This is a genomic window from Dactylosporangium thailandense (assembly GCF_059739745.1).
In genome coordinates this window covers 10,649,809-10,674,508 of sequence record NZ_AP029195.1, presented here as the reverse complement: position 1 = coordinate 10,674,508, position 24,700 = coordinate 10,649,809, and the positions used below count along the sequence as shown (strand labels likewise).

Annotated in this window: 23 protein-coding genes; 6 read left to right on the top strand and 17 right to left on the bottom strand. The window is 73.2% G+C overall.

What is annotated here, in order from left to right; all coding sequences use genetic code 11:
• The first annotated feature begins 7 nt into the window (after positions 1–7).
• Together ybaK and AC6JBM_RS47765 are read left to right on the top strand one after the other, a co-directional pair.
• The gene (ybaK, locus tag AC6JBM_RS47770) at positions 8–487 is read left to right on the top strand and encodes a Cys-tRNA(Pro) deacylase (RefSeq protein WP_350611918.1); all 480 of its coding nucleotides are present in this window, start codon (positions 8–10) and stop codon (positions 485–487) included.
• Between the two features lie 13 nt (positions 488–500).
• Positions 501–773 carry a DUF1707 SHOCT-like domain-containing protein gene (locus AC6JBM_RS47765; protein WP_497980225.1) on the top strand — a complete coding sequence of 91 codons (273 nt, stop codon included), beginning with the start codon at positions 501–503 and terminating at the stop codon, positions 771–773.
• A gap of 16 nt (positions 774–789) precedes the next feature.
• On the opposite strand, the gene AC6JBM_RS47760 is transcribed toward AC6JBM_RS47765, so the two are convergent.
• From AC6JBM_RS47760 to tsaB, 6 genes are read right to left on the bottom strand one after another with little or no spacing between them, the layout of a single operon-like run.
• Positions 790–2,520: an ABC transporter ATP-binding protein gene (locus AC6JBM_RS47760; RefSeq protein ID WP_497980224.1), complete on the bottom strand. Its 1,731-nt coding sequence runs from the start codon at positions 2,518–2,520 to the stop codon at positions 790–792.
• A gap of 2 nt (positions 2,521–2,522) precedes the next feature.
• Complete coding sequence (locus tag AC6JBM_RS47755; RefSeq protein WP_497980223.1) at positions 2,523–4,196, bottom strand: ABC transporter transmembrane domain-containing protein; 1,674 nt, start codon at positions 4,194–4,196, stop codon at positions 2,523–2,525.
• A gap of 46 nt (positions 4,197–4,242) precedes the next feature.
• Positions 4,243–4,500, bottom strand: coding sequence for a hypothetical protein (locus tag AC6JBM_RS47750; RefSeq protein WP_497980222.1), 258 nt, complete (start codon positions 4,498–4,500; stop codon positions 4,243–4,245).
• A 25-nt stretch (positions 4,501–4,525) separates the two neighbouring features.
• Positions 4,526–5,566 carry a tRNA (adenosine(37)-N6)-threonylcarbamoyltransferase complex transferase subunit TsaD gene (gene tsaD / locus AC6JBM_RS47745; protein ID WP_497980221.1) on the bottom strand — a complete coding sequence of 347 codons (1,041 nt, stop codon included), beginning with the start codon at positions 5,564–5,566 and terminating at the stop codon, positions 4,526–4,528.
• The gene (rimI, locus tag AC6JBM_RS47740) at positions 5,559–6,008 is read right to left on the bottom strand and encodes a ribosomal protein S18-alanine N-acetyltransferase (protein ID WP_497980220.1); all 450 of its coding nucleotides are present in this window, start codon (positions 6,006–6,008) and stop codon (positions 5,559–5,561) included. Before rimI ends, tsaD begins: the two co-directional genes overlap by 8 nt.
• Positions 6,009–6,019: 11 nt before the next feature.
• Positions 6,020–6,670, bottom strand: a complete 651-nt coding sequence (gene tsaB, locus AC6JBM_RS47735) for a tRNA (adenosine(37)-N6)-threonylcarbamoyltransferase complex dimerization subunit type 1 TsaB (protein WP_497980219.1) — start codon at positions 6,668–6,670, stop codon at positions 6,020–6,022.
• An 82-nt stretch (positions 6,671–6,752) separates the two neighbouring features.
• Between tsaB and AC6JBM_RS47730 the strand changes: the two genes are divergently transcribed.
• The gene (locus AC6JBM_RS47730; RefSeq protein ID WP_497980218.1) at positions 6,753–8,816 is read left to right on the top strand and encodes an Hsp70 family protein; all 2,064 of its coding nucleotides are present in this window, start codon (positions 6,753–6,755) and stop codon (positions 8,814–8,816) included.
• Positions 8,817–9,342: 526 nt separating this feature from the next.
• On the opposite strand, the gene tsaE is transcribed toward AC6JBM_RS47730, so the two are convergent.
• The 10 genes from tsaE to AC6JBM_RS47680 all read right to left on the bottom strand — a co-directional run bounded on the left by tsaE (position 9,343) and on the right by AC6JBM_RS47680 (position 20,008).
• Complete coding sequence (tsaE, locus tag AC6JBM_RS47725; RefSeq protein ID WP_350611909.1) at positions 9,343–9,822, bottom strand: tRNA (adenosine(37)-N6)-threonylcarbamoyltransferase complex ATPase subunit type 1 TsaE; 480 nt, start codon at positions 9,820–9,822, stop codon at positions 9,343–9,345.
• On the bottom strand, positions 9,819–10,895 hold the full coding sequence (locus AC6JBM_RS47720; RefSeq protein ID WP_497980217.1) for an alpha/beta fold hydrolase: 1,077 nt from the start codon (positions 10,893–10,895) through the stop codon (positions 9,819–9,821). The genes tsaE and AC6JBM_RS47720 overlap by 4 nt, the downstream gene beginning before the upstream one ends.
• Positions 10,896–10,915: 20 nt before the next feature.
• A complete protein-coding gene (locus AC6JBM_RS47715; RefSeq protein WP_497980216.1) occupies positions 10,916–12,352 on the bottom strand; it encodes an NAD(P)H-hydrate dehydratase in 1,437 nt (478 codons plus the stop codon).
• Positions 12,353–12,375: 23 nt separating this feature from the next.
• Complete coding sequence (gene glmS, locus AC6JBM_RS47710) at positions 12,376–14,247, bottom strand: glutamine--fructose-6-phosphate transaminase (isomerizing) (RefSeq protein WP_497980215.1); 1,872 nt, start codon at positions 14,245–14,247, stop codon at positions 12,376–12,378.
• Positions 14,248–14,332: 85 nt separating this feature from the next.
• The gene (locus AC6JBM_RS47705; RefSeq protein ID WP_497980214.1) at positions 14,333–15,091 is read right to left on the bottom strand and encodes an SDR family oxidoreductase; all 759 of its coding nucleotides are present in this window, start codon (positions 15,089–15,091) and stop codon (positions 14,333–14,335) included.
• A 31-nt stretch (positions 15,092–15,122) separates the two neighbouring features.
• Positions 15,123–16,466: a phosphoglucosamine mutase gene (gene glmM / locus AC6JBM_RS47700; RefSeq protein ID WP_497980213.1), complete on the bottom strand. Its 1,344-nt coding sequence runs from the start codon at positions 16,464–16,466 to the stop codon at positions 15,123–15,125.
• A 128-nt stretch (positions 16,467–16,594) separates the two neighbouring features.
• Positions 16,595–17,071 carry a 30S ribosomal protein S9 gene (rpsI, locus tag AC6JBM_RS47695; RefSeq protein WP_497986699.1) on the bottom strand — a complete coding sequence of 159 codons (477 nt, stop codon included), beginning with the start codon at positions 17,069–17,071 and terminating at the stop codon, positions 16,595–16,597.
• 57 nt (positions 17,072–17,128) lie between these two features.
• Positions 17,129–17,572, bottom strand: a complete 444-nt coding sequence (gene rplM, locus AC6JBM_RS47690) for a 50S ribosomal protein L13 (RefSeq protein WP_246655830.1) — start codon at positions 17,570–17,572, stop codon at positions 17,129–17,131.
• 260 nt (positions 17,573–17,832) lie between these two features.
• Complete coding sequence (locus tag AC6JBM_RS47685) at positions 17,833–19,173, bottom strand: nitrate/nitrite transporter (RefSeq protein WP_497980212.1); 1,341 nt, start codon at positions 19,171–19,173, stop codon at positions 17,833–17,835.
• Between the two features lie 121 nt (positions 19,174–19,294).
• Positions 19,295–20,008, bottom strand: a complete 714-nt coding sequence (locus tag AC6JBM_RS47680) for a hypothetical protein (protein WP_497980211.1) — start codon at positions 20,006–20,008, stop codon at positions 19,295–19,297.
• Positions 20,009–20,380: 372 nt separating this feature from the next.
• Between AC6JBM_RS47680 and nirB the strand changes: the two genes are divergently transcribed.
• From nirB to AC6JBM_RS47665, 3 genes are read left to right on the top strand one after another with little or no spacing between them, the layout of a single operon-like run.
• Entirely contained in the window at positions 20,381–22,846 is a 2,466-nt protein-coding gene (gene nirB / locus AC6JBM_RS47675) for a nitrite reductase large subunit NirB (RefSeq protein ID WP_497980210.1), read from the top strand.
• Entirely contained in the window at positions 22,843–23,169 is a 327-nt protein-coding gene (gene nirD, locus AC6JBM_RS47670; RefSeq protein ID WP_350611898.1) for a nitrite reductase small subunit NirD, read from the top strand. The genes nirB and nirD overlap by 4 nt, the downstream gene beginning before the upstream one ends.
• Positions 23,166–24,305, top strand: coding sequence for a uroporphyrinogen-III synthase (locus tag AC6JBM_RS47665; RefSeq protein WP_350611897.1), 1,140 nt, complete (start codon positions 23,166–23,168; stop codon positions 24,303–24,305). The genes nirD and AC6JBM_RS47665 overlap by 4 nt, the downstream gene beginning before the upstream one ends.
• 15 nt (positions 24,306–24,320) lie before the next feature.
• On the opposite strand, the gene AC6JBM_RS47660 is transcribed toward AC6JBM_RS47665, so the two are convergent.
• Positions 24,321–24,566 (bottom strand): DUF2630 family protein, encoded by a 246-nt coding sequence (locus tag AC6JBM_RS47660; RefSeq protein WP_497980209.1) that lies wholly within the window; start codon positions 24,564–24,566, stop codon positions 24,321–24,323.
• Positions 24,567–24,700: the final 134 nt, after the last annotated feature.

Here is a 24,700-nt window from a genome sequence, read left to right as displayed (position 1 = left end):
TGGGCCAGTGGCGAGCAAGGGCACCCCGGCGACCGCACTGCTGACGCGCTCGAAGATCGCGTTCACCCCGCACACCTACGAGGTCGACCCGCGCGCCTCCTCCTACGGCGAGGCGGCCGCCGCGGCCCTCGGCGTCGACCCGGCGCGGCTGTTCAAGACGCTGGTGACGACCGTCGACGGGCAGCTGACCGTCGGCGTGGTGCCGGTGTCGGCCTCGCTGGACCTCAAGGCGCTTGCGGCCGCGGTCGGCGGCAAGCGCGCCGCGATGGCCGAGCCCGCCGCGGCCGAGCGCGCGACCGGCTACGTCACGGGCGGGATCTCCCCGGTCGGGCAGCGCTCGCGGCTGCCGATCGTCATCGACGCCTCGGCCGAGGGGTTCCCCACGATGTACGTCTCCGGCGGCCGCCGCGGCCTGCAGATCGAGCTCGCCCCGGCCGACCTCGTCCAGGTCACCGGCGCGACCCTGGCGCCGATCGCGTCGCACTGACAGCATGTCCGTCGTGCGGGCATCGGACGAGGACCGGCAGCGCGTGATCGGCGTGCTGCAGCGGCACACCGAGGAGGGCCGTCTGTCGCTGGACGAGTTCTCCGACCGGGTCGGGACCGTGTACGCGGCGAAGACCCTCGACGATCTGCGCGCCGCGATCGTGGACCTGCCCGCGCTCGCCCCGGTGCCCTCCGCCGAGCCCCCTGACCGCCACCTGTTGGTGATCTTCGCCCTGGCCATCGCCGTGGTGGCGGTCTTCGCGGTCGTGTACGCGCTACTCAAGTAGGTCGTGTACGCGCTGCTCAAGTAGCGCGGGAGCCGTGCCACGACCGCCAGAGCGCGGCGTAGGCGCCCCCGGCCGCGACCAGCTCGTCGTGGCTGCCCAGCTCGGTGATCCGGCCGTCCTCGACCACCGCGACCCGGTCGGCGTCGTGCGCGGAGAAGAGCCGGTGCGCGATCGCGATCACGGTCCGGCCCTCCAGCGCCCCGGCCAGCGACCGCTCCAGGTGCCGGGCGGCGCGCGGGTCGATGAGCGACGTCGCCTCGTCGAGGACCAGCGTGTGCGGGTCGGCGAGGACGAGCCGGGCGAGCGCGAGCTGCTGCGCCTGGGCCGGCGACAACGACAGCGACGTGGTGTCGAGGCCCTGCGGCAGCGCGAGCGCCCAGTCCAGCGCGTCGACGGTGGCCAGGGCCGCGCACAGCTCGGCGTCGGTCGCGCCCGCGCGGGCCAGGGTCAGGTTGTCGCGCAGGCTGCCCATGAACACGTGGTGCTCCTGGGTCACGAGCGCGACGTGGCCGCGCAGCTCGTCGAGGGGCAGATCCCGCAGCGGTACCGTGCCGAGCTCGATCACCCCCGACCGCGGCGCGTGAATCCCGGCGAGCAGCCGGCCCAGCGTGGACTTGCCGGCGCCGCTGGGGCCGACCATGGCGAGCCGCTCGCCGGGCCGCACCGCGAGGTCGATGCCGTGCAGGACGTCCCGTCCGTCCACGTAGGAGTACCGGACGTCCTTGGCCGTCAGCACCTCGTCGACCGGCTGGGGGCCGCCCGCGGGGATCGGCGGCTCGGCCGCGGCGCGTACGCCGATGAGGCGCGCGAAGGAGGCGAGGCCGAGCTGCAGCTGGTCGACGTAGCTGAGGATGCGGTCGAGCGGGTCGATGATCGACACGAAGTACAGGACCGCGGCGGTGACCTGGCCGACGCTCACCCAGCCCTCGAGCACGAACCAGCCGCCGGCGACCAGGGTGACGGCGGCGGGCAGCGCGTAGCCGAACTCGGAGAGCGGGAACCACACCGTGCGCAGGCGCAGGGTGTACATCGCCGCGGCGTACGTGCCCTCGAGCTGTTCGCGGGTCCGCTCGAGGCGGCGCTGCTGCAAACCGAGGGTCTCGACGGTCCGGGCGCCCTCGACGGTCTCGGCCAGGCCGTCGGCCATGCGGGCCAGGGCCGCGGACTCGCGCAGGTAGCCGGCGTTGGCGCGGCGGAAGTACCAGCGCGACGGGAGGTACAGCAGCGGCAGGGCCAGCAGCCCGGGCAGCAGCAGGATCGGCCCGACCACCGCGACGGCGACCAGGGTCAGCAGCATCTGCAGGCCGCCAACGACGATCGTGGGCAGCGCCGACTGCACCGAGTCGGAGGTCTGCGAAACGTCCCGGGAGGCGCGGCTGAGCAGGTCGCCGGTGCCGGCGCGCTCCACGGTGGACAGCGGCACCGCGAGCACCCCGTCGACGAACTCCTCGCGCAGCCGGGCGAGGACGCGCTCGGCGAGCTGGGCGGCGGCGACGCGGGCGTAGCGCACGAGCACCGCCTGCGCGACGACGAACCCGGCGATGGCGAGCGCGATGCGATCGACGGTCCACGCGGTCGTCCCGGCCGCGACCCGCTCGACGAGCGCGCCGAGCAGCGGAGGCGCGGCGAGGCCGGCGGCGGCCCCGACGACGTGCAGCGCGAGGACCCCGGCGAGCCGCCAGGGGTAGTCGGTGAACAGCGTGCGCAGGTAGGCGCGCACCTCCCCGCCGGATGCGATCGGCAGCACCGTCAGTCCTCCCCACGCGTGACGGTCATGGCGTACTGCGGGCAGCTGTCGAGCAGCTCCCGATGCGCCCCGGTCGCGGCGACGCGCCCGTCGGCGCCCACGAACGCGACGGTGTCGGCCCGGTCGAGCAGCAGCGGGCTGGTCGTGCACACCACGGTCGTGCGCCCGGCCCGCGCGGCGGGCAGCCGCTCGGCGATGCGCGCCTCGGTGTGCGCGTCGACGGCGCTCGTGGGCTCGACGAGCACGAGCACCGGCGGGTCGGCCGCGAGCGCCCGGGCCAGCCGCAGCCGCTGCTGCTGCCCGCCGGAGAAGTCGCGCCCGCGCTCGGCGATCTCGGCGTCGAGCCCGCCGGGCAGCGCCTCGACGACGTCCACGGCCGCGGCGTCGGCGAGCGTGGCCCCGTCGCCGACCTCGTCGCGCAGCGGGCCGCGGAACAGCGTCGCGTCGTTGTCGCTGAGCAGCACGTGCCGCCGGACGTCCGCGATCGCCATGTCCCGCAGCGGTACGCCGTGCAGGCGCGCCCGCGACGCCGGATCCAGCAGTGCGAGCCGCTCCGCGATCGCGATCGCGTCCTCGGGCCGCACGGCCGCGACCGCCGTGAGCCGGTGCCGGGGCACGCGCAGGCCCGAGTCGGGGTCGTCCAGGTCGCCGTCTTCAGCCGGTACCGAATCCGGACGCTCCTGAAAGTCGGGCTCGAGCCGGAGCACGGCGACCACGCGGCCCGCGGCGACCAGGCCGCGGGTCAGCTTCTCGGCGAACTCGGTCAGGGTGCGCAGCGGCCCGATCAAAAACGCCGCGTAGGCGTAGAAGGCGACCAGCTCCCCCGGGCTGATCCGGCCCGCCACCGCGAACCGCGCGCCCAGCCACGTCACCAGGGCGATGAAGCAGCCCGGGAGCAGGATCTGGGCGGCCTCCAGCGTCGACTCGACCCTGGCCACGCGCACGCCGGCGAAGCGGACGCGCTGCGACTCCGTGCGGTAGCGCCGGGAGAACTCCGCCTCGCCGCCGACGCCGCGCAGGACCCGCAGGCCGGCCACGATGTCCCCGGCGCGGCCGGTCAGCTCGCCGGCGAGCTGGCGCTGGTGGCGGCGCCGGCGGTGCAGCGGCCGCAGCAGCAGGCCGACCACGGCGACCAGCAGCGGCACCCCGAGCACCACGACGAGCCCGAGCGGCACCGACACCCGCAGCAGCAGCGCGGTCACGACGACGATCGCGACCACGGAGCCGCTGGCGCGGGCGGAGACGTCCACGGAGTAGCCGATGTGGTCGAAGTCCGTCGTGCCGATGCTCACGACCTCGCCGGTCGCGACCCGCTTCTGCAGCGCGGCCCCGAGTCGCGTGGCGTGGCGCGCGGTCACCTGGACCGTCCGGAACCCGGCGCTGAGGAAGTTGGACACCGCGAACCGGTGGCGCAGGATCCCGGTGACCGCGGTGGCGGCGCCGAGGCCGAGCACGGCCGCGCCGGCCTCGAGCAGCCCGTGCCGGTCGCCCCGCGCGAGCGCGTCGACGCCGGCCCCGATCGCGGCGGGCACGAGCGCCTGGCTGATCATCCACAGCACGCCGAAGCACACGCCCCCGGCGATCAGGGACAGTTGCCCCCGCGCGATCCAGAGCAGATAGCGGCCGGCCGATCGACTGTCGGGCTCTCCGGGCTCGGCTTGAGGCAGTCTCCGCACAGCCCCCGACGGTAACCGTTGGGGTCCCTCGGGCGCCTTACATTTATTACCGGTCGACCTCGGTGAAGTCCCAGAACTGCGGCTTGCGGGCGACCAGGTGCGACGGCGGCTCGGCGAACGGCTCGGGCGTGCTGCCCCGCCACTTCGACACGACGACGAGGCGCTGGTCCGTCGATGCGTACACCTCGCTGCTCAAATGCAACGGGTGCACCTCGACCTTGGGCAGCATCGCCTCACACACCCAGGACAACAGCTCCCCGAACCCCTCCGGGTGCGCCCTGACCTCCCACATGCGCACGATCACGGCGCTGGACTCTACCCCCACGGCGTCAGGCGGTCACGAGGGTGATCGGCATGGCCGAATCCGAGGGCAGGCCGAGCTCGCCCGGCGCGGCCCCGGCCGCGACCAGGTGCGAGCCGAGCGCGGCGACCATCGCGCCGTTGTCGGTGCAGAGCTTCGGCCGCGGCACGCGCACCGTGATGCCGTGCTTCTCGGCACGCTCCTGGGCCATCGACCGGATGCGCGAGTTGGCCGCGACGCCGCCGCCGATGACCAGGGTCTCGATCCCGTGCTCGCGGCAGGCGTCGATCGCCTTCGCGGTGAGCACGTCACAGACCGCCTCCTGGAAGCTCGCGGCCACGTCGGAGACCGGCACCGGCTCGCCGGCGCGCTCGCGGGCCTCGACCCAGCGCGCCACCGCCGTCTTCAGGCCCGAGAACGAGAAGTCGAAGCGGTGCTCGGCAAGGTCGCGGGGGCCGGTGAGCCCGCGCGGGAAGGGGATCACGACCTGGCCGTCGCGGGCCGCCTTGTCGATCGGCGGTCCGCCCGGGAACGGCAGCCCGAGCAGGCGCGCGACCTTGTCGAAGGCCTCGCCGGCCGCGTCGTCGATGGTCGCGCCGAGCGGGACCACGCCCCCGGCGAGATCGTCGACCCGCAGCAGCGAGGAGTGCCCGCCGGAGACCAGCAGGGCGACCGCGGGCTCGGGCAGCGCCCCGTGCTCGAGCGTGTCGACGGCGACGTGCGCGGCGAGGTGGTTGACGCCGTAGATCGGCTTGCCGGCGGCGAGCGCGTAGGCCTTGGCCGCCGCGACCCCGACGAGCAGCGCGCCGGCGAGCCCGGGGCCGGCCGTGACCGCGATCGCGTCCACATCGGACAGCGTCACGCCGGCCTTGTCCAGCGCCCGCTGCATCGTCGGGACCATGGCCTCGAAGTGGGCCCGGCTGGCGACCTCGGGCACCACGCCGCCGAACCGCGCGTGCTCGTCGACGCTGGACGCGATCTCGTCCGCGAGCAGCGTGTGCCCGCGCACGATCCCGACGCCGGTCTCGTCGCACGACGTCTCGATCCCCAGAACGAGCGGTTCAGACATGTTCACGCTTCATCACCAGTGCATCCGTGTTGCTGGGCTGGTAGTAGCCGCGGCGGATGCCGACGGCCTCGAACCCGTGCTCCGCATACAGGCGCTGCGCGGGGCCGTTGTCCACGGCCACCTCCAGCAGCACCTGCTCGACCCCGCGCCGCCGCGCCTCGGCGAGCAGCGCCTCCAGGAGGCGCCGGCCGATCCCGCGCCGCTGCGCGTCCTTGCGCACGCCGATGTTCTGCACCCAGGCCTCGTCGGGCGCGGCGACCGCCAGCCCGGCGTAGCCCACGACGCGCTCGCCGTCGAGGGCCACGAGGTAGTGGTGGCCCATCGCCAGCTCGTTCCAGAACATGCCCGCCGACCACCGCTCCTCGCCGAAGAGCTCGTCCTCGATCGGCAGCAGGTCGGCGATGTGGAACCAGCGCAGCTCGGCGAGCTCGACGTCGTGCACGACCGCGTCCGTCACTGCAGCGCCGGTTTCCGCTCACCGGGCAGCACCGCGTCGGGCCGGCGCAGATAGAGCGGTGTGAGCGTCTCGGCGGGCGCCTTGCCCCGCACCCGGTCGGCGGCGAGCTCGGCCAGGGCGAGCGACGGCGGATAGCGCGGCCCGTCGACGGGGAGCTTCAGGATGTCGGCGTACTTCACCGCGCCGTCGCCCGCCGCGAGCCCGATCCCGTCGAGCGCGACCGCCGCCGGCTTGGCCACGTCGGGCCCCGCGAGCCGCTGGCCGTCGACGTAGGTCGCCCAGTAGATCTCCTTGCGCCGGGCATCGGTCGCGACCAGCGCGCGGCCCGGCAGCCCCAGCCCGATCGCGTCGAGCGTGCAGACGCCGTAGACCGGGATCGCCAGGGCGTGCCCCAGCGCCGCGGCCGTCACGAGCCCGGCGCGCAGGCCGGTGAACGGGCCCGGTCCGACGCCCGCGACCACTCCGGCCAGGTCGCCGGCGGTGACCCCGCCGTCGGCCAGCACGGCGGCGATCTGCGGGGCCAGCAGCTCCCCGGCGCCGCGCGCGTCGACCGTCACCCGCTCCGCGAGCAGCGTGACCTCGTCGTCGATCCGCGCAAGCGCCGCGGTCACCGCCGCCGTCGCCGTGTCCACCACCATCACCAGCACGGCCCCAACTCTAAATCAGTTAACAGCGCCGCAATGAGGGAGACCTAGCATCGGCGCCTATCGACGCGGGGAGAGAGCCGCCGTGAACTCACCGATTCTGGTCGTGGACCTCGGGTCCTGGGCCCTGTCCGCCGCCGTCGTCCTGCCCGATGAGCTGCACCCGGTGCGCGAGCCGGTGACGGGCGCGCCCCGCTGGCCGGGCAGCGCCACGATGGCCGGCCGCTCGCGCCTGCTCGTCGGGGCCGCGGCCGAGCAGGCCCGCGACAGTCACCCGCGCGAGTACGTCGACGGTGTGCGCCGCGCGGTCGACGCCGGCGCGCCCATCTGGCTCGGAGACCAGCTCGTGAGCGGCGTGGAGCTGGTCGGCACGGCGCTGGAGTCCATCGTGGACGAGGCGCGCCGGGTGTACGGCCCGGTCGCGCGCCTGGTGCTGAGCGCTCCGGCGGCGTACCGAACCCACGATCCCCGACGCGAGGCGCTGATCGCGGCCGCCTCCGTGGCCGGCTTCCCCGACGCCGAGCTCGTCGTGGACGCGAGCGCCGCGGTGCTCGACCCGATGACGATGCTGGAGGTGCCCGAGGGCGGCTACGTGCTCGTCTGCGACCTCGGGGCGACCTGGACGGCGACGCTCGCGCAGGTGCAGCACGGCCGGCCCGTACCGCTGAGCCAGGAGAGCTCGGGCACCGGCCGCGACATCGACGTCATGCTCGTCGCCGACCTGCGGGCCGCGCTGGCCGAGTGGGTCGAGCCCGCGTTCGCGGCCGGCGGGGACACCAGCGTGCGGGCGAACCTGCACGCGCTGGACATCGTGCGCCGGCTCAAGCACCGCCTCGCCGACGTCCCCGAGGCCGCGGAGGAGGTGGAGGCGGGCGTTCCGCCGTACCGGATGGACCGCCGGCTCCTCGACCGGCTCACCGAACCCGCCGCGCGGTGGCTGATCGCCAGCGCCCGGGCGGTCGTGGCGCGCGCGGGCATCCGGCCGTCGGACGTGGCCGCGGTGCTGCTCGTCGGCGGGGCGGCCCGGCTGCCGGGGATCGGCCAGGTCCTGCACGACGGGCTCGGGTGCCCGGTGACCCGCCCGGCCGACCCGGAGCTGGCGGTGCTGCGCGGGGCGGCGGCGTGGGCGCGGGGGCGCGCGGGCCGCAGCGTGCCCGCCGATCCGCCGTCGTGGCGCGTCGAGCCGCTGTCCTGGACCATCCCGGGCGGGCGCGGGCGGCTGGTGCGCTGGCTGGTGAAGGAGGGCGAGGCGTACGGCCGCGAGGCGCCCCTGGCCCAGGTCCGCACCGCCGACGACCGCGTCTTCGACCTCTCGTCCGGCCGCGGCGAGGGGATCCTGCTCGAGCAGCGGGTCGCGATCGGGGGCATGGTGGTCTCCGGCGCCGTGGCCGCCCACGCGCGCCTGGAGCCGGCCGGGCCCGAGCGGTTCCAGCTGGCCAAGCGCCATCACCTGCGCGTAGCCGGGGACTGGCTGCTCATGCCGGACCGGCGCACGCTCGTGGAGTGCTCGGGCGACGGCGAATACGTCAAGGTGCGCGCGATCGCCACCGGCGCCCTGGTCACCGAGCTGCGCCCGGGCCGCGGCGCCGGGCGGGGCGGGCACGCGCAGGTCGCGCTGGGGCCGGGCCAACAGCTGGCCCTCGTGACCTGGGACGCCGAGGGACATTTCGCGGTCTGGGACGTGCTCTCCGGCCGCGTGACGGCGAGCTTCTCCGATGTGCACAAGCCGGATGCCGTACTGCTCAATGAGGCCGAATGGCGCCTCGTCACGACGGGCGAGGGCGCGGCGCACGTCGGCCGCTACCGCCGGGACGTCGCGACCGTGTGGGACCTCGCCACCGGCGCCCGCCTCGACCGGATCGTGGGCGAGGACCTGCCCAGGCGCTTCTCCGGCTACACCGAGTCGAGCCGCGCGGACGCGTTCGCGGCCGAGATGGAGAGCCCGGACGGTCGGCTGCGCGCCGCGACGCTGGACGGCACCCTGTCGGTCCGCGATCTCGAGACGGAGGCCGAGGTGTTCCGGGCCGACCTGACCCCGGGCCGCTCGGTCAGCACGGCGTTCTGCCACGAGGGGCGGCACCTGCTCGCGCGCGGCACCGACGACGCAGGCACCTGGGTCGACGTCTGGGAAGTGCTCCAGCCCGCCTGAGCGCCCCGCCCGGGACCGACACTCGCCTGCGCGCCGCGCCCGGGACCGACACTGACCTGAGCGCCACGACGGCGGATCGGCGGGCACGCCGCGCGGCCCGCCCGCGCCCACGCCGCCGCCCCGCGCAGCACCCGCCGCCAGCTCCGGGTCCGCCGGGCGGGTCACCGGGCACCGAGCCCTCGCGGCCACCCACAACGCCGGCACCCTTCCGCGCCCCGCACTCGCAGCGCCCCGCGACGGCCCCGCGCCGCACCCGCAACGCGCCGCCACCCGCCCGCGCCGCACTCGCAACGCCTTCACTTGACCGCGCACGGCACCGGCCCCGAGCCGCCGACCACGACGCTGGCACCCGCCCCCGCGCGGCACCGGCGACGCCAGCGCCGGCGTCAACGTCCGGGCAGCAGTCGGTCCGGTCCCCGCGCCGAGCTGGGCTTTTTCCGGCGATCAGCCGCACAAATCCGACTTAAGGTATAAATCCGATAAGTCGTGGCACGGAGTGCCCGACTTATCGTGTCCACACCGCGGCTCAGCTCGCGAACGCCTCCGCGCGGGCGGGCCAGTCCCCGCCCCGCGGGATCAGGGCCACCACGCGCGAGTCGTCGTCGCGGCGGTCGAGGCGCACCTCCAGGTGCTCGTCGCTGAGCTGCTCGACCAGCCCCTCGCCCCACTCGACCAGCGTGACGGAGTCCTCCAGCGTCGCGTCGAGGTCGAGCGCGTCCACCTCGCCGATCGGGTCGGAGACGTTGCCGAGCCGGTACGCGTCGACGTGCACCATCGGCAGCGTGCCCCCGCGCTCGGCGTCGGGCCGGTGCACGCGCGCGATCACGAACGTCGGCGAGGTGACGTCGCCGCGCACGGCGAGCCCCGCGCCAACGCCCTGGGCCAGGGCGGTCTTGCCGGCGCCGAGCGGGCCGGTGAGCACGACCAGGTCGCCCGCGCGCAGCACGGACGCGAGCGCCTTGCCGAAGTCCCGCGTCTGCTCGACGGTGGACAGGATTCGAGTCACTGCAGCACCTTTGTGAGGAACAGGTCCATGGCCTCGTTGACCTCGTCGGCGTGCTCGAGGAGCACCACGTGGCCGCCGTCGGCGACGACGACCAGCTCCGCCTCGGGCAGCACCGACGTTATCTCGTACGTGTGGGCGAGCGGCGTCAACACGTCCTTGTCGCCGCAGACCAGTAGCACGGGGACCGAGCGTAGCGGGCCGAGAACGAGCAGCCGCGAGTGCGTGTAGAGGGTGCGCAGGTACCTGGCGATGACCTCGGTCGACGTGGTCGAGTTCATCTTCTCGACGTACGACACCAGCGCCGGGCTGGGGCGGGACGTCCCGAACCCGTAGCGCCGGGTCAGCAGCCAGGCGAGGTCGGTCGAGGCCTTCCGGGCGCGGTCGATCACGGCCGAGCTGATCGGGCCGGCGAGCCCGACGACCGGCAGCAGCGGCCGGCGGAACCGGGCCACGACCTCGGGGAAGCCGAACGTGACCTGGTCCAGCTTGCCGGCCGAGGTGGAGATGAGCACGCAGGCCACGACCCGGTTCTCGAACAGCTCGGGCAACTGCTCGGCCAGGGCCATGATCGTCATGCCGCCCATCGAGTGTCCGACCAGGATGATCGGTCCCTCGGGGCACGTGGCCGCGATCACCGCGCGGAGCCCGGAGCCGAGGGAGTCGATCGTGTACTCCCCCTTGCTCAGCCGCCCCGAGCGACCGTGCCCGGGCTGGTCGTAGAAGACCATGCGGTGCTTGCCCTCGAAGTACGTGCGCTGGAAATGGAACGTGCCCATGTCCAGGCAGAACCCGTGCACGAAGACCAGCGTGGGGCCGGGCTCGCCCGCGGGCCCCTCGACGACCTCGACGTGCAGGTCGATGCCGTCGTCCGTGGTGACCGTCAGCTCCTCGTCGGCGGCCCAGACGCCGAACTCCTCGTCGGCGTGCGGGTCGTCAGCGTTCTTGGAGCGGCGCACGATGTACCGCTCGGTGGCCACCCCCGCCGCGACGCCGGCCGCGGCGAGGCCGACGATCGCCCCGATGATCCCGGCCGTGCGCTTGCGGTTGCCGCCCTTGACCACCTCGGTACCCATGACAAGAGCCTAAACGGTCGTTACCGGCGGGTTAAGCTCCCGACGGCCCCGCGCAGGTGGGAGGCCACCTCGGCGGCGGTCACCGGCCCGCCCTCGGCCGCGCGCCGCCCGGCCAGCCCGTGCGTGTAGGCGGCGGCCACGGCCGCGTGCTCGGCCTGCATGCCCCCGGCGAGCAGCGAGCCGAGCAGCCCCGCGAGCACGTCCCCGGTGCCGCCCGTGGCCAGCGCCGCGGTGCCGGTCGGGTTCACGTAGACCCGCCCGTCCGGGGTCGCCACGATGGTCCGGTCGCCCTTGAGCAGGACCACCGCGTCCATCCGGCACGCGAGGGTCACGGCCGCGGCGATCCGGTCGTCGCCGGGCGCGCCGCCGGAGAGCCGCTGGAACTCCCCGTCGTGCGGGGTGACCACGGTGGGCGCGTCGCGCTCGCGCAGCCAGTCGGCCAGGCGGGCGTCGGCGAGCAGGGTGAGCGCGTCGGCGTCGAGGATCACGGGCACCGGGGCGCCGAGCACCGCGCGCAGCTCGCCGTAGGCGCGCTCGTCGGTGCCGAGGCCGCTGCCGCAGACCCAGGCCTGCACGCGCCCGGCGTCGGCGACCCGCTCGGTGGCGATGACCGGCGGATGGTGCAGCCGCACGGCGTCGGCGGCGCCCCCGGCGTACCGCACCAGCCCGGTCGGCCCGGCCAGCGCCCCGGCGGTGGAGAGCACCGCGGCGCCCGGGTACTTGTCCGAGCCGGTCGCGAGCCCGACGACCCCGCGGGAGTACTTGTTGTCGCTGGCCTGCGGCCGAGGCCACCACGCCGCGATGTCGTCCGAGTCCGGGACGTACAGCGCGGGGTCCCCGTCGAGGTGCTCGGTGAGCCCGATGTCGACGAGCTCGACGATGCCGGCGTGCACCGCGCCCGCCCCGACGAGCAGGCCCGGCTTGAGCACGCCGAAGGTCACGGTGATGTCGGCGTGCACCGCCATGCCGGTCACGGCCCCCGTGTCGGCGTCGACGCCCGAGGGCACGTCCACGGCGATCACGGGCGCGCCGATGAGGATGCCGGCGATGTCGGCGACCTTGGCGGCGGCGGGCTCGCGCAGGCCGCCGTGCCCGCCGATGCCGAGGATGCCGTCGACCACGAGGTCGGCCCCGGCCGGGGCGGCCTCGCTCAGGCGTCCCCCGGCCCGGTACAGCGCCTCGGCCCCGCCCCGGTGCACCCGGTCGGGGTCGAAGAGCAGCGCGTCGACACGGGCGCCACGGCGGGCCAGCCGGGCACCGGCGTAGAGCGCGTCGCCGCCGTTGTTGCCGGGGCCGACGAGGAGCAGGACGCGCGCGCCGTACACCCTGGGCAGGGTGTCGGCGCAGCGCCGGGCCAGCCCCGCCGCGGCGCGCTGCATGAGCGCGCCGTCCGGCAGGGTTTTCATCACGGACTCTTCGGCCGCGCGCACCTGCGCGACCCGCCAGGCTGCTCTCACGGAACAACCCAACCACACGGGCCCTATTCGACGGTCACGGACTTGGCCAAGTTGCGCGGCTGATCGACGTCGTGGCCGCGGGCCGAGGCGATCTCGCAGGCCAGCACCTGCAGCGGCACCGTGGTGACCAGCGGGGCGAGCAGCGTCGGGGTGACCGGGACGTAGAAGAGGTGGTCGGCGTAGGGCTTCACGGCCACGTCCCCCTCCTCGGCGATCACGATCGTGCGGGCGCCGCGGGCGCGGACCTCCTGGATGTTGGAGACGACCTTGTCGTGCAGCACGCCGCGGCCCCGGGGCGAGGGCACCACGCACACGACGGGCGTGCCCTCGTCGATCAGCGCGATGGGGCCGTGCTTGAGCTCGCCGGCGGCGAAGCCCTCGGCGTGCATGTACGCCAGCTCCTTGAGCTTCAGCGCGCCCTCCAGGGCCACCGGGTAGCTCACGTGCCGCCCGATGAACAGCACGCTCTTGGCCTCGGCCAGCTCGCGGGCGAGCTCGCGGATCGGGGCCATCATCGCCAGCACCTGCTCGATCTTGGCCGGCATCTCCTGCAGCTGGGCGACGACGGCGGCGACCTCGTCGGCGTACTTCACCCCGCGCACCTGGGCCAGGTGCAGCCCGACGAGGTAGCAGGCCACCAGCTGGGTCAGGAACGCCTTGGTGGAGGCGACCGCGATCTCCGGGCCGGCGTGGGTGTAGAGCACGGCGTCGGACTCGCGCGGGATCGTGGAGCCGTTGGTGTTGCAGATCGCCAGCACCCGCGCCTTCTGCTCCTTCGCGTGGCGCAGCGCCATCAGGGTGTCCATGGTCTCGCCGGACTGGGAGATGGACACGACCAGCGTTGAGCGGTCGAGCACCGGGTCGCGGTAGCGGAACTCGCTGGCCAGCTCGACCTCGCAGGGGATGCGGGTCCAGTGCTCGATCGCGTACTTGGCGACCATCCCCGCGTGGTAGGCCGTGCCGCAGGCGACGATGAAGACCTTGTCGACGTCGCGCAGGTCCTGGTCGGTGAGGCGGACCTCGTCGAGCATGAGGTCACCGTGCTCGTTGAGCCGGCCCAGCAGCGTCTCGGCGACCGCGTGCGGCTGCTCGGCGATCTCCTTGAGCATGAAGTAGTCGTAGCCGCCCTTCTCGGCGGCCGAGGCGTCCCAGTCGATGTGGAACGTCTTGCCCTCGGCGGGGTTGCCGAGGAAGTCGGTGATCACGATGTCGTCGCCGCTGATGAGCACGACCTGGTCCTGGCCGAGCTCGACCGCCTCACGGGTGTGCTCGATGAACGCGGAGACGTCGCTGGCCAGGTAGTTCTCGCCCTGGCCGCGGCCGACGACGAGCGGGGAGTTGCGCCGGGCGCCGACCACCACGCCGGGGGCCTGCACGTCGACGGCGAGCAGGGTGAACGCGCCCTCGAGGCGGCGGCACACGGCGCGCATGGCCTCGGCCAGCCGCTCGGCCGGGGTGTCCCCCGCCGCGTCGGCCAGGGCCTGCGCGAGCAGGTGGGCGGCGCACTCGGAGTCGGTGTCGCTGGCGAACTCGATGCCGCCGTTCTCCAGCTCGGCCCGCAGCTTGGCGAAGTTCTCGATGATGCCGTTGTGGATGACCGCGACCCGGCCGTCGAACGAGCGGTGCGGATGCGCGTTGCGGTCGGTCGGGCCGCCGTGCGTGGCCCAGCGGGTGTGGCCGATGCCGGTCGTGCCGACGTCCAGGCCATGGGAGCTCTCGTCGGCGAGCGCCTTCTCCAGGTTGGCGAGCTTGCCGGCGCGTTTGGCGGTGAGCAGCTCACCGTTCACGATGGCGACGCCGGCGGAGTCGTAGCCGCGGTACTCCAGCCGCCGCAGCCCGTCCAGCACGATGTTCAGAGCCGGCCGGGCGCCGGCGTACCCCACGATTCCGCACATGCCCGTACCGTAGCAGAATTTCGCGCAGGACCCGTGCGCGAAACTGTCGCATACGCGCACGGGACATGCGCACGAATGGGTATGACTAGATGAGCGAGGAGCGGATCTGCGCCCCGCCGTCGACCACCAGGGTCTGGCCCGTCATCCAGCGTGACGCAGGACCGGCCAGGAAGGTGATGACATCGGCGATGTCGTCCGGCTCGCCGATGCGCCCGAGCGGGAGCTTGTCGTTGAGGAAGTCCTCGTTGCTCTCCCACAGCCCGCGCGCCAGATGGGTGCGCACGATCCCGGGCGCGACGGCGTTCACCCGGACCGGGGCCAGCTCGGCCGCCATCTGGCGGGTCAGGTGGATGACGGCGGCCTTGGTCGCGTTGTAGTAGCCGATCCCCGGCTCGGTGAGCACGCCGCCGACCGACGCGACGTTGACGATCGTGCCCGTGCCCCGCTGCGACATCGACGCCTTCCACACCAGCTGGCTCCACAGCACCGGGCCGAACTGGTTGAGCCGGACGGTCTTCTCGGCGCGGACCGGGTCGATGTCCATGAGCGGTCCGAAGTACGGGTTCGTGCCGGCGTTGTTGACCAGCACGTCGATCGCGCCGAAGCGGGCCATGGCGGCCTCGACCACCGCCGCGGCCTGGTCCGGCTCGGCGGCGTGCGCGGCGTGGGTGAGCACGCCGACGGCCGGGAACCGCGCGGTGATCTCGGCCGCGACCTCGTCCAGGGTCTCGATCTTGCGCGAGGTGAGCACGACGTTGCAGCCCTCGGCGGCGAAGGCGAGGGCGCTCGCCTTGCCGATGCCGCGGGACGCGCCGGTGACGATGACGGTGCGGGGTTCTGTCATGGGCGCACATTACTAACTGGCTGGGGATGGTCTAGATAGGAGACACAGCCCGCACGATGTGAGCGATCCGCTCGGCGGCGGCCTTGGCGGTCTCCTGCGTGCCGGCCTCGACCATGACCCGGACGAGCTGCTCGGTGCCGGAGGGGCGCAGCAGCACCCGGCCCGTCCCGCCGAGCTCGCCCTCGACCTGCTTGGCCGCGTCGAGCACCTGCGGCGAGCGGGCGGCCGCGGCCCGGTCGAGCACGGGCACGTTGATCATCACCTGCGGCAGCCGGTGTACCACGGACGCGAGCTCCTTGAGGCTCTTGCCCGTGCGCTCCATGCGCCCCATCAGGTGCAGGGCGGTCAGCACGCCGTCGCCGGTGGTGGCGAACGCGGGCATGACGATGTGCCCGCTCTGCTCGCCGCCGAGCGCGAGACCCTTGGCCCGCAGCTCCTCCAGCACGTACCGGTCGCCGACCTTGGTCTCCAGCAGCCGGATGCCGGCCTCGGCCATCGCCAGCTTCAGCCCCAGGTTGCTCATCACGGTCGCGACGAGGGTGTCCTCGGTCAGCTGGCCGGCCTCGCGCATGGACAGCGCCAGGATCGCCATGATCTGGTCGCCGTCGATCTCGGTGCCGTCCGCCGCCACCGCGATGCACCGGTCGGCGTCGCCGTCGTGCGCGATGCCGAGGTCGGCGCCGTGCTCGACGACCGCCTGGCGCAGGGCGGCGATGTGGTTGGAGCCGCAGTCCTCGTTGATGTTGAGGCCGTCGGGGTCCGCGTTGATCGCGATGACCGAGGCGCCGGCGCGGCGGTAGGCCTCGGGCGCGGCGGACGAGGCGGCCCCGTTGGCGCAGTCGACCACGACGGTCAGCTCGGCCAGCGGGCTCGGCAGCGAGGTCAGCAGGTGCTGGACGTAGCGGTCCTCGCCGTCGGCGTAGTCGGTGACCCGGCCGACCCCGGCGCCCGTGGGGCGGCGGTGGCTGGCGCCCTCCATGAGGCGCTCGATCTCGTCCTCGACCTCGTCCGGCAGCTTGTGCCCGCCGGCGGCGAAGAGCTTGATCCCGTTGTCGGGCATCGGGTTGTGCGAGGCCGAGAGCATCACGCCGATGTCGGCGTTCAGCACGCCGGTGAGATAGGCCACCGCGGGCGTCGGCAGCACGCCGACCCGCACCACGTTCGCGCCCGCGCTGGTGAGGCCGGCCACGACGGCCGCCTCCAGCATCTCGCCGCTCGCGCGCGGGTCCCGCCCGACGACCGCGACCGGCGCGTGGGAGTGATCGTGCTCGAACAGCGCCTGGGCCGCGGCGATGGCGACCCCCATCGCCAGCTCGGGAGTCAGGTCGGCGTTGGCCCGCCCACGGACTCCGTCAGTGCCGAAGAGTCGCCCCATCGCGAAACCTCCCATGGTCGAACCACCGCGCGCGCCCCAGCCGGCCCGCTGCCCGCCTGTACCCGTCCGCACGACACGAAACGGCCGGGCGACCACCTCCCAGGGTGGCACCCGGCCGACATGCTTCGTTAGCGCTTCGAGTACTGAGGAGCCTTACGGGCCTTCTTCAGACCGTACTTCTTGCGCTCGGTGGCGCGGGCGTCACGGGTCAGGAAGCCGGCCTTCTTGAGCGCCGGGCGGTCGTCGCCGTCGTTCTCGACCAGCGCCCGGGCGATCGCGAGGCGCAGCGCGCCCGCCTGGCCGGTGGTGCCGCCGCCGCGGAGGTTCGCGAAGACGTCGAAGGCCTCGGCCTTCTCCGCGATCACGAGCGGCTCCTTCACCGACTGCTGGTGGACCTTGCTCGGGAAGTAGTTCTCGAGCTCACGGCCGTTGAGCAGGAACTTGCCGGTGCCGGGGACCAGGCGGACCCGGACGATGGCCTCCTTGCGGCGGCCGACGGTCTGGATCGGCTGGCCGGCGCGGCGCGCACGGGTCGGCGCCGAGCTGGTGGCCGTCGCCGTGGCCGTGGCGGCCGGGGCGGCGGGGGGTCTCGACGGTCGCGACAGCGGCCGGCGTCGGGGCGGCGGTGGTCTCGTCGGTCACGCTCAGTCCTTCGTCCGCGCTCACTGCGCGATCTGCTTGATCTCGAACGGCTGGGGCAGCTGAGCGGCGTGCGGGTGCTCGGCCCCCGCGTACACCTTCAGCTTGTGGATCTGGCGCGCGCCCAGACGGTTGTGCGGGAGCATGCCCTTGACGGCCAGCTCGATCGCCCGCTCGGGGTTCTTGGTGAGCAGCTCCTCGTAGCCGACCCGCTTCAGACCACCCGGGTAGCCCGAGTGGCGGTAGGCCACCTTCGTCTGCCGCTTGTTGCCGGTCAGCGCCACCTTGCCGGCGTTGATCACGATGACGAAGTCGCCGGTGTCCACGTGCGGGGCGAACGTCGGCTTGTGCTTGCCGCGCAGCAGCGTCGCAGCGTGCGTGGCGAGGCGGCCGAGCACAACGTCGGTGGCGTCAATGACGTGCCACACGCGCTCGATCTCGCCCGGCTTCGGGCTGTACGTACCCACAGGTCTACCTTGTCTTCCACGTCGTCGGTTCTGGGGTGCGTCTCGATGACGGCGCTGAACCGAATCAGTCCGGGCGCACGATCATCCAGCGTACCCGAACGGTGGGAACGCCTTGTCATCGCACAACAGCAATCCACGATACTCGGCGTCCCCAGCGGAGCCAAATCGGGGGCTCGTGCCGACACCTCCGCAGACTCCGGCGCCGGCCCGAGCTAAGGCTGTATTTATGGTGAGCGGCCACCTCGCTTCGCTCGGTACCGCTACACGTTACTGAGCTTCCGCGGCGATCGGCGCAAGTAGACCAGCCAGGTGACGCCGAAGCACAGGGCGTAGAAGGCGATGAACGCGATGTACGCTCCGTCGCCGGTCTTGTACGTCAGGAAGGACTCGCGGAAGGCGAGGTTCACGAGCACCCCACCGGCCGCCCCGATCGCCCCGGCCACGCCGATGAGCGCGGTCGCCAGCCGCCGGGCCTCGCGCTCGTCGGCCGGGAACTTGGCCTTGAAGATCGCCGGGATCATCTTGTACGTCGAGCCGTTGCCGAGGCCGCTGAAGAGGAACAGGAACACGAACCCGGTCACGAACAGCGGCAGCGAGTGCTGGCGGGAGGCGAGCAGGACGGTGACCGCGCCGAGCGCCATGGCCACGAAGTTCCAGAAGGTGATCAGCGCGCCGCCGAAGCGGTCGGCCAGCAGCCCCCCGACCGGGCGGATCAGCGAGCCGAGCAGCGGGCCGAGGAAGGTGAGGTAGGCCGCCTTCACGGGGGTGTCGAAGTCGGCCTTGAACTGCACCTGGAGCACCTGCCCGAAGGCGAACCCGAAGCCGATGAAAGAGCCGAACGTCCCGATGTACAGCAGCGACATGATCCAGGCGTGGCCGTCCTTGATCACGTCCCGCATCGCCCGCCGGTCGTTCGAGGCGTGCGTCAGGTTGTCCATGTAGATCGCGGCCAGCGCCGCGGCGATGACGATCAGCGGCAGATAGATCAGCACGATGAGCCGCGGGTGGGCGGCCCCGGCGGTGGCGAGCACGAGCAGCCCGACGAGCTGCACCGCGGCCACCCCGATGTTGCCGCCGCCGGCGTTGATGCCCAGCGCCCAGCCCTTCAGGCGCTGCGGGTAGAAGGCATTGATGTTGGCCATCGAGGAGGCGAAGTTGCCGCCGCCGACGCCGGCCACGGAGGCGGCGACGAGCAGCATGGGGAACGAGACGCCCGGCTCGAGGATGATGCCCGCGAAGATCGTCGGCACCAGGAGCAGCAGGGCGCTGAAGATCGTCCAGTTGCGCCCGCCGAACGTGGCCACGGCGAAGGTGTACGGCAGCCGCAGAACCGCCCCGACCAGCGTCGGCGCGCTCGTGAGCAGGAACTTCTGGGCGGGGTCGAGCCCGTACTTGGGGCCCAGGAAGAGCACGAAGACCGACCACAGGCTCCAGATCGAGAAGCCGATGTGCTCGGAGAGGATGGAGACGATCAGGTTGCGCCGGGCGATTTTCGCGCCGGTCCGCGCCCAGAACTCGGGGTCCTCGGGGTGCCAGTCGTCGATCCAGCGGCCGCGGCGCGGCTCGGGCTGAGACTGCGGTTTGTCCACGGCAAGAGTCATGGCCGTGGATGCTATGGGCGGCCCGTTTCAGCTCGTCGCATCGATGTTGTCGACGCCGAAACGTTTCCCCCACGGCGGCGGATCTCCGCTTGTGAGATCCGCCGCCGGGAAGAAAGTCCTGCTAGGCCTTCTTGAACGTCCAGGTGCCGGTGTCCTCGGCGCCCGCGGGCGGCGAGAGCTTCAGGGTGCCGCTGCCGCACTCGTACTGGCTCTTCTTGAGGATCGGCTGGGCGTCCACGGCCCCGCCGGTGTTGGCGCTGCCCGTCCCGGCGAACTCGGCGATCGAGACCTTGTCGGCCACGCGCTGGGCGACGGGCGCGGTGAGGTCCACGGTCACCGTGAGCGTGCCGAAGTCCACGGAGCCGCTCGGCTCGAGCGTGCCGGTCGTGCCGGACGCGCTCTTGACCGCGCCGTTGACCTTGCCGCCGTACGAGAAGCTGCCCTTCACGTCGTTGCCGGAGACGGAGAACGTGAAGGTCACCGGCTGCATGGGGCCGAAGTCGACCTGCGCCTTGCCGCCGGAGTCGATCGTGAGCAGCGCGCCACCGCCGCCCTGGAACGTGCCGCCCACCGGGCCGGAGAGCTTGCCGGTGATGTTGTCGGCCTTCCACGTGCCGACCAGGCACGACGCCACGCTGCCCTGGCCGCCGCCGGTGGTGCCGCTGGTGTCGCCCGAGGCGCCGGTGGAGGCGCCGGCCGACGTGCCGGTGCCCGCGGCGCCCGAGGCTCCGGCCGAGGCCCCGGCCCCGGGTTGAGCCTTGTCGCCACCGCATCCGGTGAGCCCGATGCTGAGCACCGCAACGGCCGCGAGTGCGGCCTTGCCGGTCGTGCGCATCTGCTTCCTCCTCGTTGCTACATAGGGGTCGATGGTTCTTTACCCAGCGGCGAACCGTCGCCACCCTACAGTGTGAGGATCTGGCACAATCGGCGCCCAGATTCCGGGAATCCATCGATGCTCATCGACACCGATTCCAACACGGAACGGTAACGACCCGATGCCGATGCGTGTGAGGCGCTCTTAGCAGGCGCGAAACATTCGGGACTTTGGAGCGAAACCGCCCACCGGCAGCCTTTGGGCCATGTCCGAAGCGGTTGACGCCTGCCGCCCCGCCCGCGAGCGAAGCGGTCGCAGGGTTGTTACAGCACCGAAATGGCTGTGTCATGCCAGCGTTACCGGGGCGCCCGAATGAAAAACTCAGACTCGTCGATGCGTGTCGTGGTCGTCGGGCACGGCATGGTCGGGCACCGGTTCGCGGAGGCGCTGACCGCTCGCGACCCCGGGCACCGGTGGCACATCACCGTGCTCGCCGAGGAGGGCCGCGGCGCCTACGACCGGGTGCGCCTGTCGGCGTACTTCGACGGGGTCACCGCCGAGGAGCTGACCTACGGCGTGCCCGAGAGGGTCGACGTCCGGCTCGGCGAGCCGGTGCTGTCGATCGACCGGGGCACCCGGCGGGTGCGCACGGCCCGCGCGGAGTACCAGTACGACGCCCTGGTCCTGGCCACGGGCTCGTCCGCGTTCGTGCCGCCGATCACCGGGGTGGACCAGCCGGGCGTCTTCGTCTACCGCACCCTCGACGACCTCGAGGCCATCCGGGCCCACGCCCGCGGGCGCGAGGTCGGCGCGGTCATCGGCGGCGGGCTGCTCGGCCTGGAGGCGGCCAACGCGCTGCGCCTGCTCGGCCTGCGCACGCACGTGATCGAGTTCGCCCCGCGGCTGATGCCGATGCAGGTCGACGCGGCCGGAGGGGCGGTGCTGCGCCGCTACGTCGAGGACCTCGGCGTGCGCGTGCACCTCGGCGCCGGCACGACCGCGATCCGGCAGACCTCGCCGAGCGGGCGGCTCAACCTCACGCTCTCCGACGGCGCCCACGTGCCGGCCGACCTCGTGGTGGTCGCGGCCGGCATCCGGCCCCGCGACGAGCTCGCCCGGGCCGCCGGACTGACGACGGGCGCACGCGGTGGGGTGCTCGTGGACGCCGGCTGCCGCACCGACGACCCCGCGATCTACGCGATCGGCGAGTGCGCCGCGGTCGACGGCAGCTGCTACGGGCTGGTCGCGCCCGGGTACGCGATGGCCGAGGTGGTCGCCGACCGGCTCCTCGGCGGCTCGGCCGAGTTCCCCGGGGCCGACCTGTCGACCAAGCTCAAACTGCTCGGCGTCGACGTCGCGAGCTTCGGCGACGCCCTGCCTTCCGAGACGGGCGCCCGGGCGGATCTGCTCGACATCGTGTACCTCGACCCGGCGAACGGGCGCTACGCGAAGCTGGTGCTCTCCGACGACGCGCAGACGCTGCTGGGCGGCATCCTGGTCGGGGACGCGAGCGCGTACCCCACGCTGCGCGCCAGCGTCGGCGGCCCGCTGCCCGGGCACCCGCTCGCGCTGCTGGCCGGGGACGCGTCCGGCGACGTGGCGCTGCCCGCCGAGGCGCAGGTGTGCAGCTGCAACGCGGTGACCCAGGGCCAGGTGGTCGCCGCGATCGCGGAGGGCTGCACCGACGTCGCCGCGCTCAAGGAGTGCACGCGGGCCGGGACGAGCTGCGGGTCCTGCATCCCGCTGCTGAAGAAGATCCTGTCCGCGCAGGGGGTCGCCGCCTCGAAGGCGTTGTGCGAGCACTTCGACTTCAGCCGCGCCGAACTCTTCGACATCGTGCGGATCCGCCAGATCCGCACCTTCTCCCAGCTCATCGCCGAGCACGGGACCGGGCGCGGCTGCGACGTGTGCAAGCCGACGGTCGCCTCGATCCTCTCCTCGCTGCACAACGACTATGTCCTCGACGGGGAGCAGGCCTCGCTGCAGGACACCAACGACCACTTCCTGGCCAACATCCAGCGCAACGGCACCTACTCGGTGGTGCCGCGCATCCCCGGCGGGGAGATCACGCCGGAGAAGCTGATCGTGATCGGCGAGGTGGCGCGGGACTTCAAGCTGTACACGAAGATCACCGGCGGCCAGCGCATCGACCTGCTCGGGGCGCGGGTCGAGCAGCTGCCCGCGATCTGGGGCCGGCTGGTCGCGGCCGGGTTCGAGTCCGGGCACGCCTACGGCAAGGCGCTGCGCACCGTGAAGTCCTGCGTCGGGTCGACCTGGTGCCGGTACGGCGTGCAGGACTCGGTCGCGCTGGCGATCGAGCTCGAGCTGCGGTACCGCGGCCTGCGCGCCCCACACAAGATCAAGTCCGCGGTGTCCGGCTGCGCCCGCGAGTGCGCCGAGGCCAGGGGCAAGGACTTCGGCATCATCGCCACCGACCAGGGCTGGAACCTCTATGTCGGGGGCAACGGCGGCTTCCGGCCCCGCCACGCCGACCTGCTCGTGTCGGACCTGTCGACGGAGGAGCTGATCCGGGTCGTGGACCGGTTCCTCATGTTCTACATCCGCACCGCCGACCGGCTCCAGCGCACCGCGGCCTGGATCGAGGGACTCGAGGGCGGGCTGGACTACCTGCGCGCGGTGATCGTCGAGGACTCCCTCGGCATCGCCGCGGAGCTCGACGCCCAGATGGCGCGGCACATCACGTCGTACGCCGACGAGTGGCGCGCGACGCTCGAGGACCCGGAGCGGCTGGCCCGGTTCGTGTCGTTCGTGAACGCGCCCGGCACGCCCGACCCGACGATCACCTTCGTATCCGAACGCGGACAGCCCGTACCCGTCGTCCTGGGAGCGCGCCCATGAAGTGGACCGTCGTGTGCCCGTACCTCCGCCTGGAGCCGGACCGCGGAGTGGCCGCGCTGGTGGGCGGGCAGCAGGTGGCGCTGTTCCGCGTGTTCGACGGCGGGGTCTACGCCATCGGCAACCTCGACCCGATCAGCGGCGCGGCCGTGCTCTCGCGCGGGATCGTGGGCAGCCGGGGCGATCGGGCCGTGGTCGCGTCGCCCATGCACAAGCAGTCGTTCGACCTCGTCACCGGCGAGTGCCTGGACGATCCGGGCATTCGGGTTCCGGTGTACTCCGTGCGCGTCAACGACGGCATGGTGGAGATCGGCGGTCTCGAATGAGTGCCGGCAGCCGGCTCGAGGCGCGGCCCTCCTCCGGCGAGGACCTGCCGCTCGCCGGGTTCACCGTGGCCGTGACCGCGGACCGGCGGCGCGACGAGCTGAGCGCGCTGCTGGAGCGGCGCGGTGCGCGGGTCGTGCTCGCCCCGGCGCTGCGGATCGTGCCGGTCGCGGACGACACCGAGCTCAAGGCGGCCACGGTCTCGTGCGTCGACGTGGCGCCCGACATCGTCATCGCCACCACGGGCATCGGCCTGCGCGGCTGGATCGAGGCCGCCGAGGGCTGGGGCCTCGGGGAGGCGCTGCGGACGCGGCTCAGCGAGGCGTACCTCATCGCGCGCGGCCCCAAGGCCAAGGGCGCCGTCCGCGCGGCCGGCATGCTGGAGGCCTGGTCCCCGGAGACCGAGAGCTGCGACGAGGTCCTCGACTACCTGACGCAGTCCTTCCCCGGCGGCCTCACGGGCCGGCGCATCGCCCTGCAGCTGCACGGCGAGCCCCACCCCGAGTTCACGTCCGCCCTGCGCGAGGCCGGCGCGATCGTCGTGGAGATCCCGGTGTACCGCTGGGCGCCTCCGGTCGACCCCGCCCCCCTGCGCCGCCTGGTGGACCTGACCTGCTCCCGCCTGGTCGACGCGGTGACGTTCACGTCGGCCCCGGCCGTGAGCTCGCTGCTGCGCGTGGCCGGCCCGGAGGCGCCGGACGTGCTGGAGGCACTGCGCACGGACGTGCTCGCGGCGTGCGTGGGCCCGGTGACCGCCGCCCCGCTGCAACGCCTGGGCGTGCCGGTGGCGGCCCCGTCCCGGGCCCGCCTCGGCGCTCTCGTCCGCATCCTCGTGGACGAGCTGCCGAAGCGCTCCCCCACCCTGCACGTGGCGGGCGCGGCGGTGACCCTGCGCGGGCACGCCGCGATCATCGACGGCACCTTGAAGCCCTTGGCGCCCGGCCCCATGGCGGTCCTGCGCGCCCTGGCCGCCTCTCCGGGCCGCGTCCTGTCGCGGGCGGCCCTGCTGCGCGAGCTGCCGCGGGGCGCGGACGAGCACGCGGTGGAGATGGCGGTGGCACGGCTGCGGGCGGCCCTGGGCGGCTCGGCCTTCGTCCAGACGGTGGTGAAGCGCGGCTACCGCCTCAGGGTCGACTGACGCCCCTGCCCGTGGTCACTGGAGGTAGTGCTCGACCTCGTCGACGGAGTGCGCCTCGACCTCGTCGGGCGAGACCCCCTGCAGCTTCGCCGCGCGCCGGCGCCGGAGCAGGTCCCAGAGCTGATCGAGCTGCTCTTCCACCCCCCGCAGCCGGTCGTGCTCCTCCTGCTCGGTGATCTTCCCGGCCTGCAGCTGCGTGCGGAGCTTGTGCTCCTCGTCGACCAGGGTCGAGATCTGGTGGATCAACGTCTTCTCGTCCATGGGTTGCATCATCCACCACGCGTCGAGAAGTTCTCGGCCACGCGCCTGTCTCGCTCGCCACACCACCCACCGCACCGGCTCACCCCCGCACGGACCCGGCACCCCGCGGCGTGGGCCTCATCGCAGCGCAGGGA

Excerpts from the sequence above, each read along its gene's own strand:
- glmM (WP_497980213.1), bottom strand. The coding sequence starts at position 16,466 with ATGGGGCGACTCTTCGGCACTGACGGAGTCCGTGGGCGGGCCAACGCC.
- AC6JBM_RS47660 (WP_497980209.1), bottom strand. The coding sequence starts at position 24,566 with ATGGACGAGAAGACGTTGATCCACCAGATCTCGACCCTGGTCGACGAG.
- glmS (WP_497980215.1), bottom strand. The coding sequence starts at position 14,247 with ATGTGCGGAATCGTGGGGTACGCCGGCGCCCGGCCGGCTCTGAACATC.
- AC6JBM_RS47705 (WP_497980214.1), bottom strand. The coding sequence starts at position 15,091 with ATGACAGAACCCCGCACCGTCATCGTCACCGGCGCGTCCCGCGGCATC.
- AC6JBM_RS47680 (WP_497980211.1), bottom strand. The coding sequence starts at position 20,008 with ATGCGCACGACCGGCAAGGCCGCACTCGCGGCCGTTGCGGTGCTCAGC.
- AC6JBM_RS47665 (WP_350611897.1), top strand. The coding sequence starts at position 23,166 with ATGAGTGCCGGCAGCCGGCTCGAGGCGCGGCCCTCCTCCGGCGAGGAC.
- nirB (WP_497980210.1), top strand. The coding sequence starts at position 20,381 with ATGCGTGTCGTGGTCGTCGGGCACGGCATGGTCGGGCACCGGTTCGCG.
- AC6JBM_RS47685 (WP_497980212.1), bottom strand. The coding sequence starts at position 19,173 with ATGACTCTTGCCGTGGACAAACCGCAGTCTCAGCCCGAGCCGCGCCGC.
- AC6JBM_RS47720 (WP_497980217.1), bottom strand. The coding sequence starts at position 10,895 with ATGGGTACCGAGGTGGTCAAGGGCGGCAACCGCAAGCGCACGGCCGGG.
- nirD (WP_350611898.1), top strand. The coding sequence starts at position 22,843 with ATGAAGTGGACCGTCGTGTGCCCGTACCTCCGCCTGGAGCCGGACCGC.
- tsaD (WP_497980221.1), bottom strand. The coding sequence starts at position 5,566 with ATGTCTGAACCGCTCGTTCTGGGGATCGAGACGTCGTGCGACGAGACC.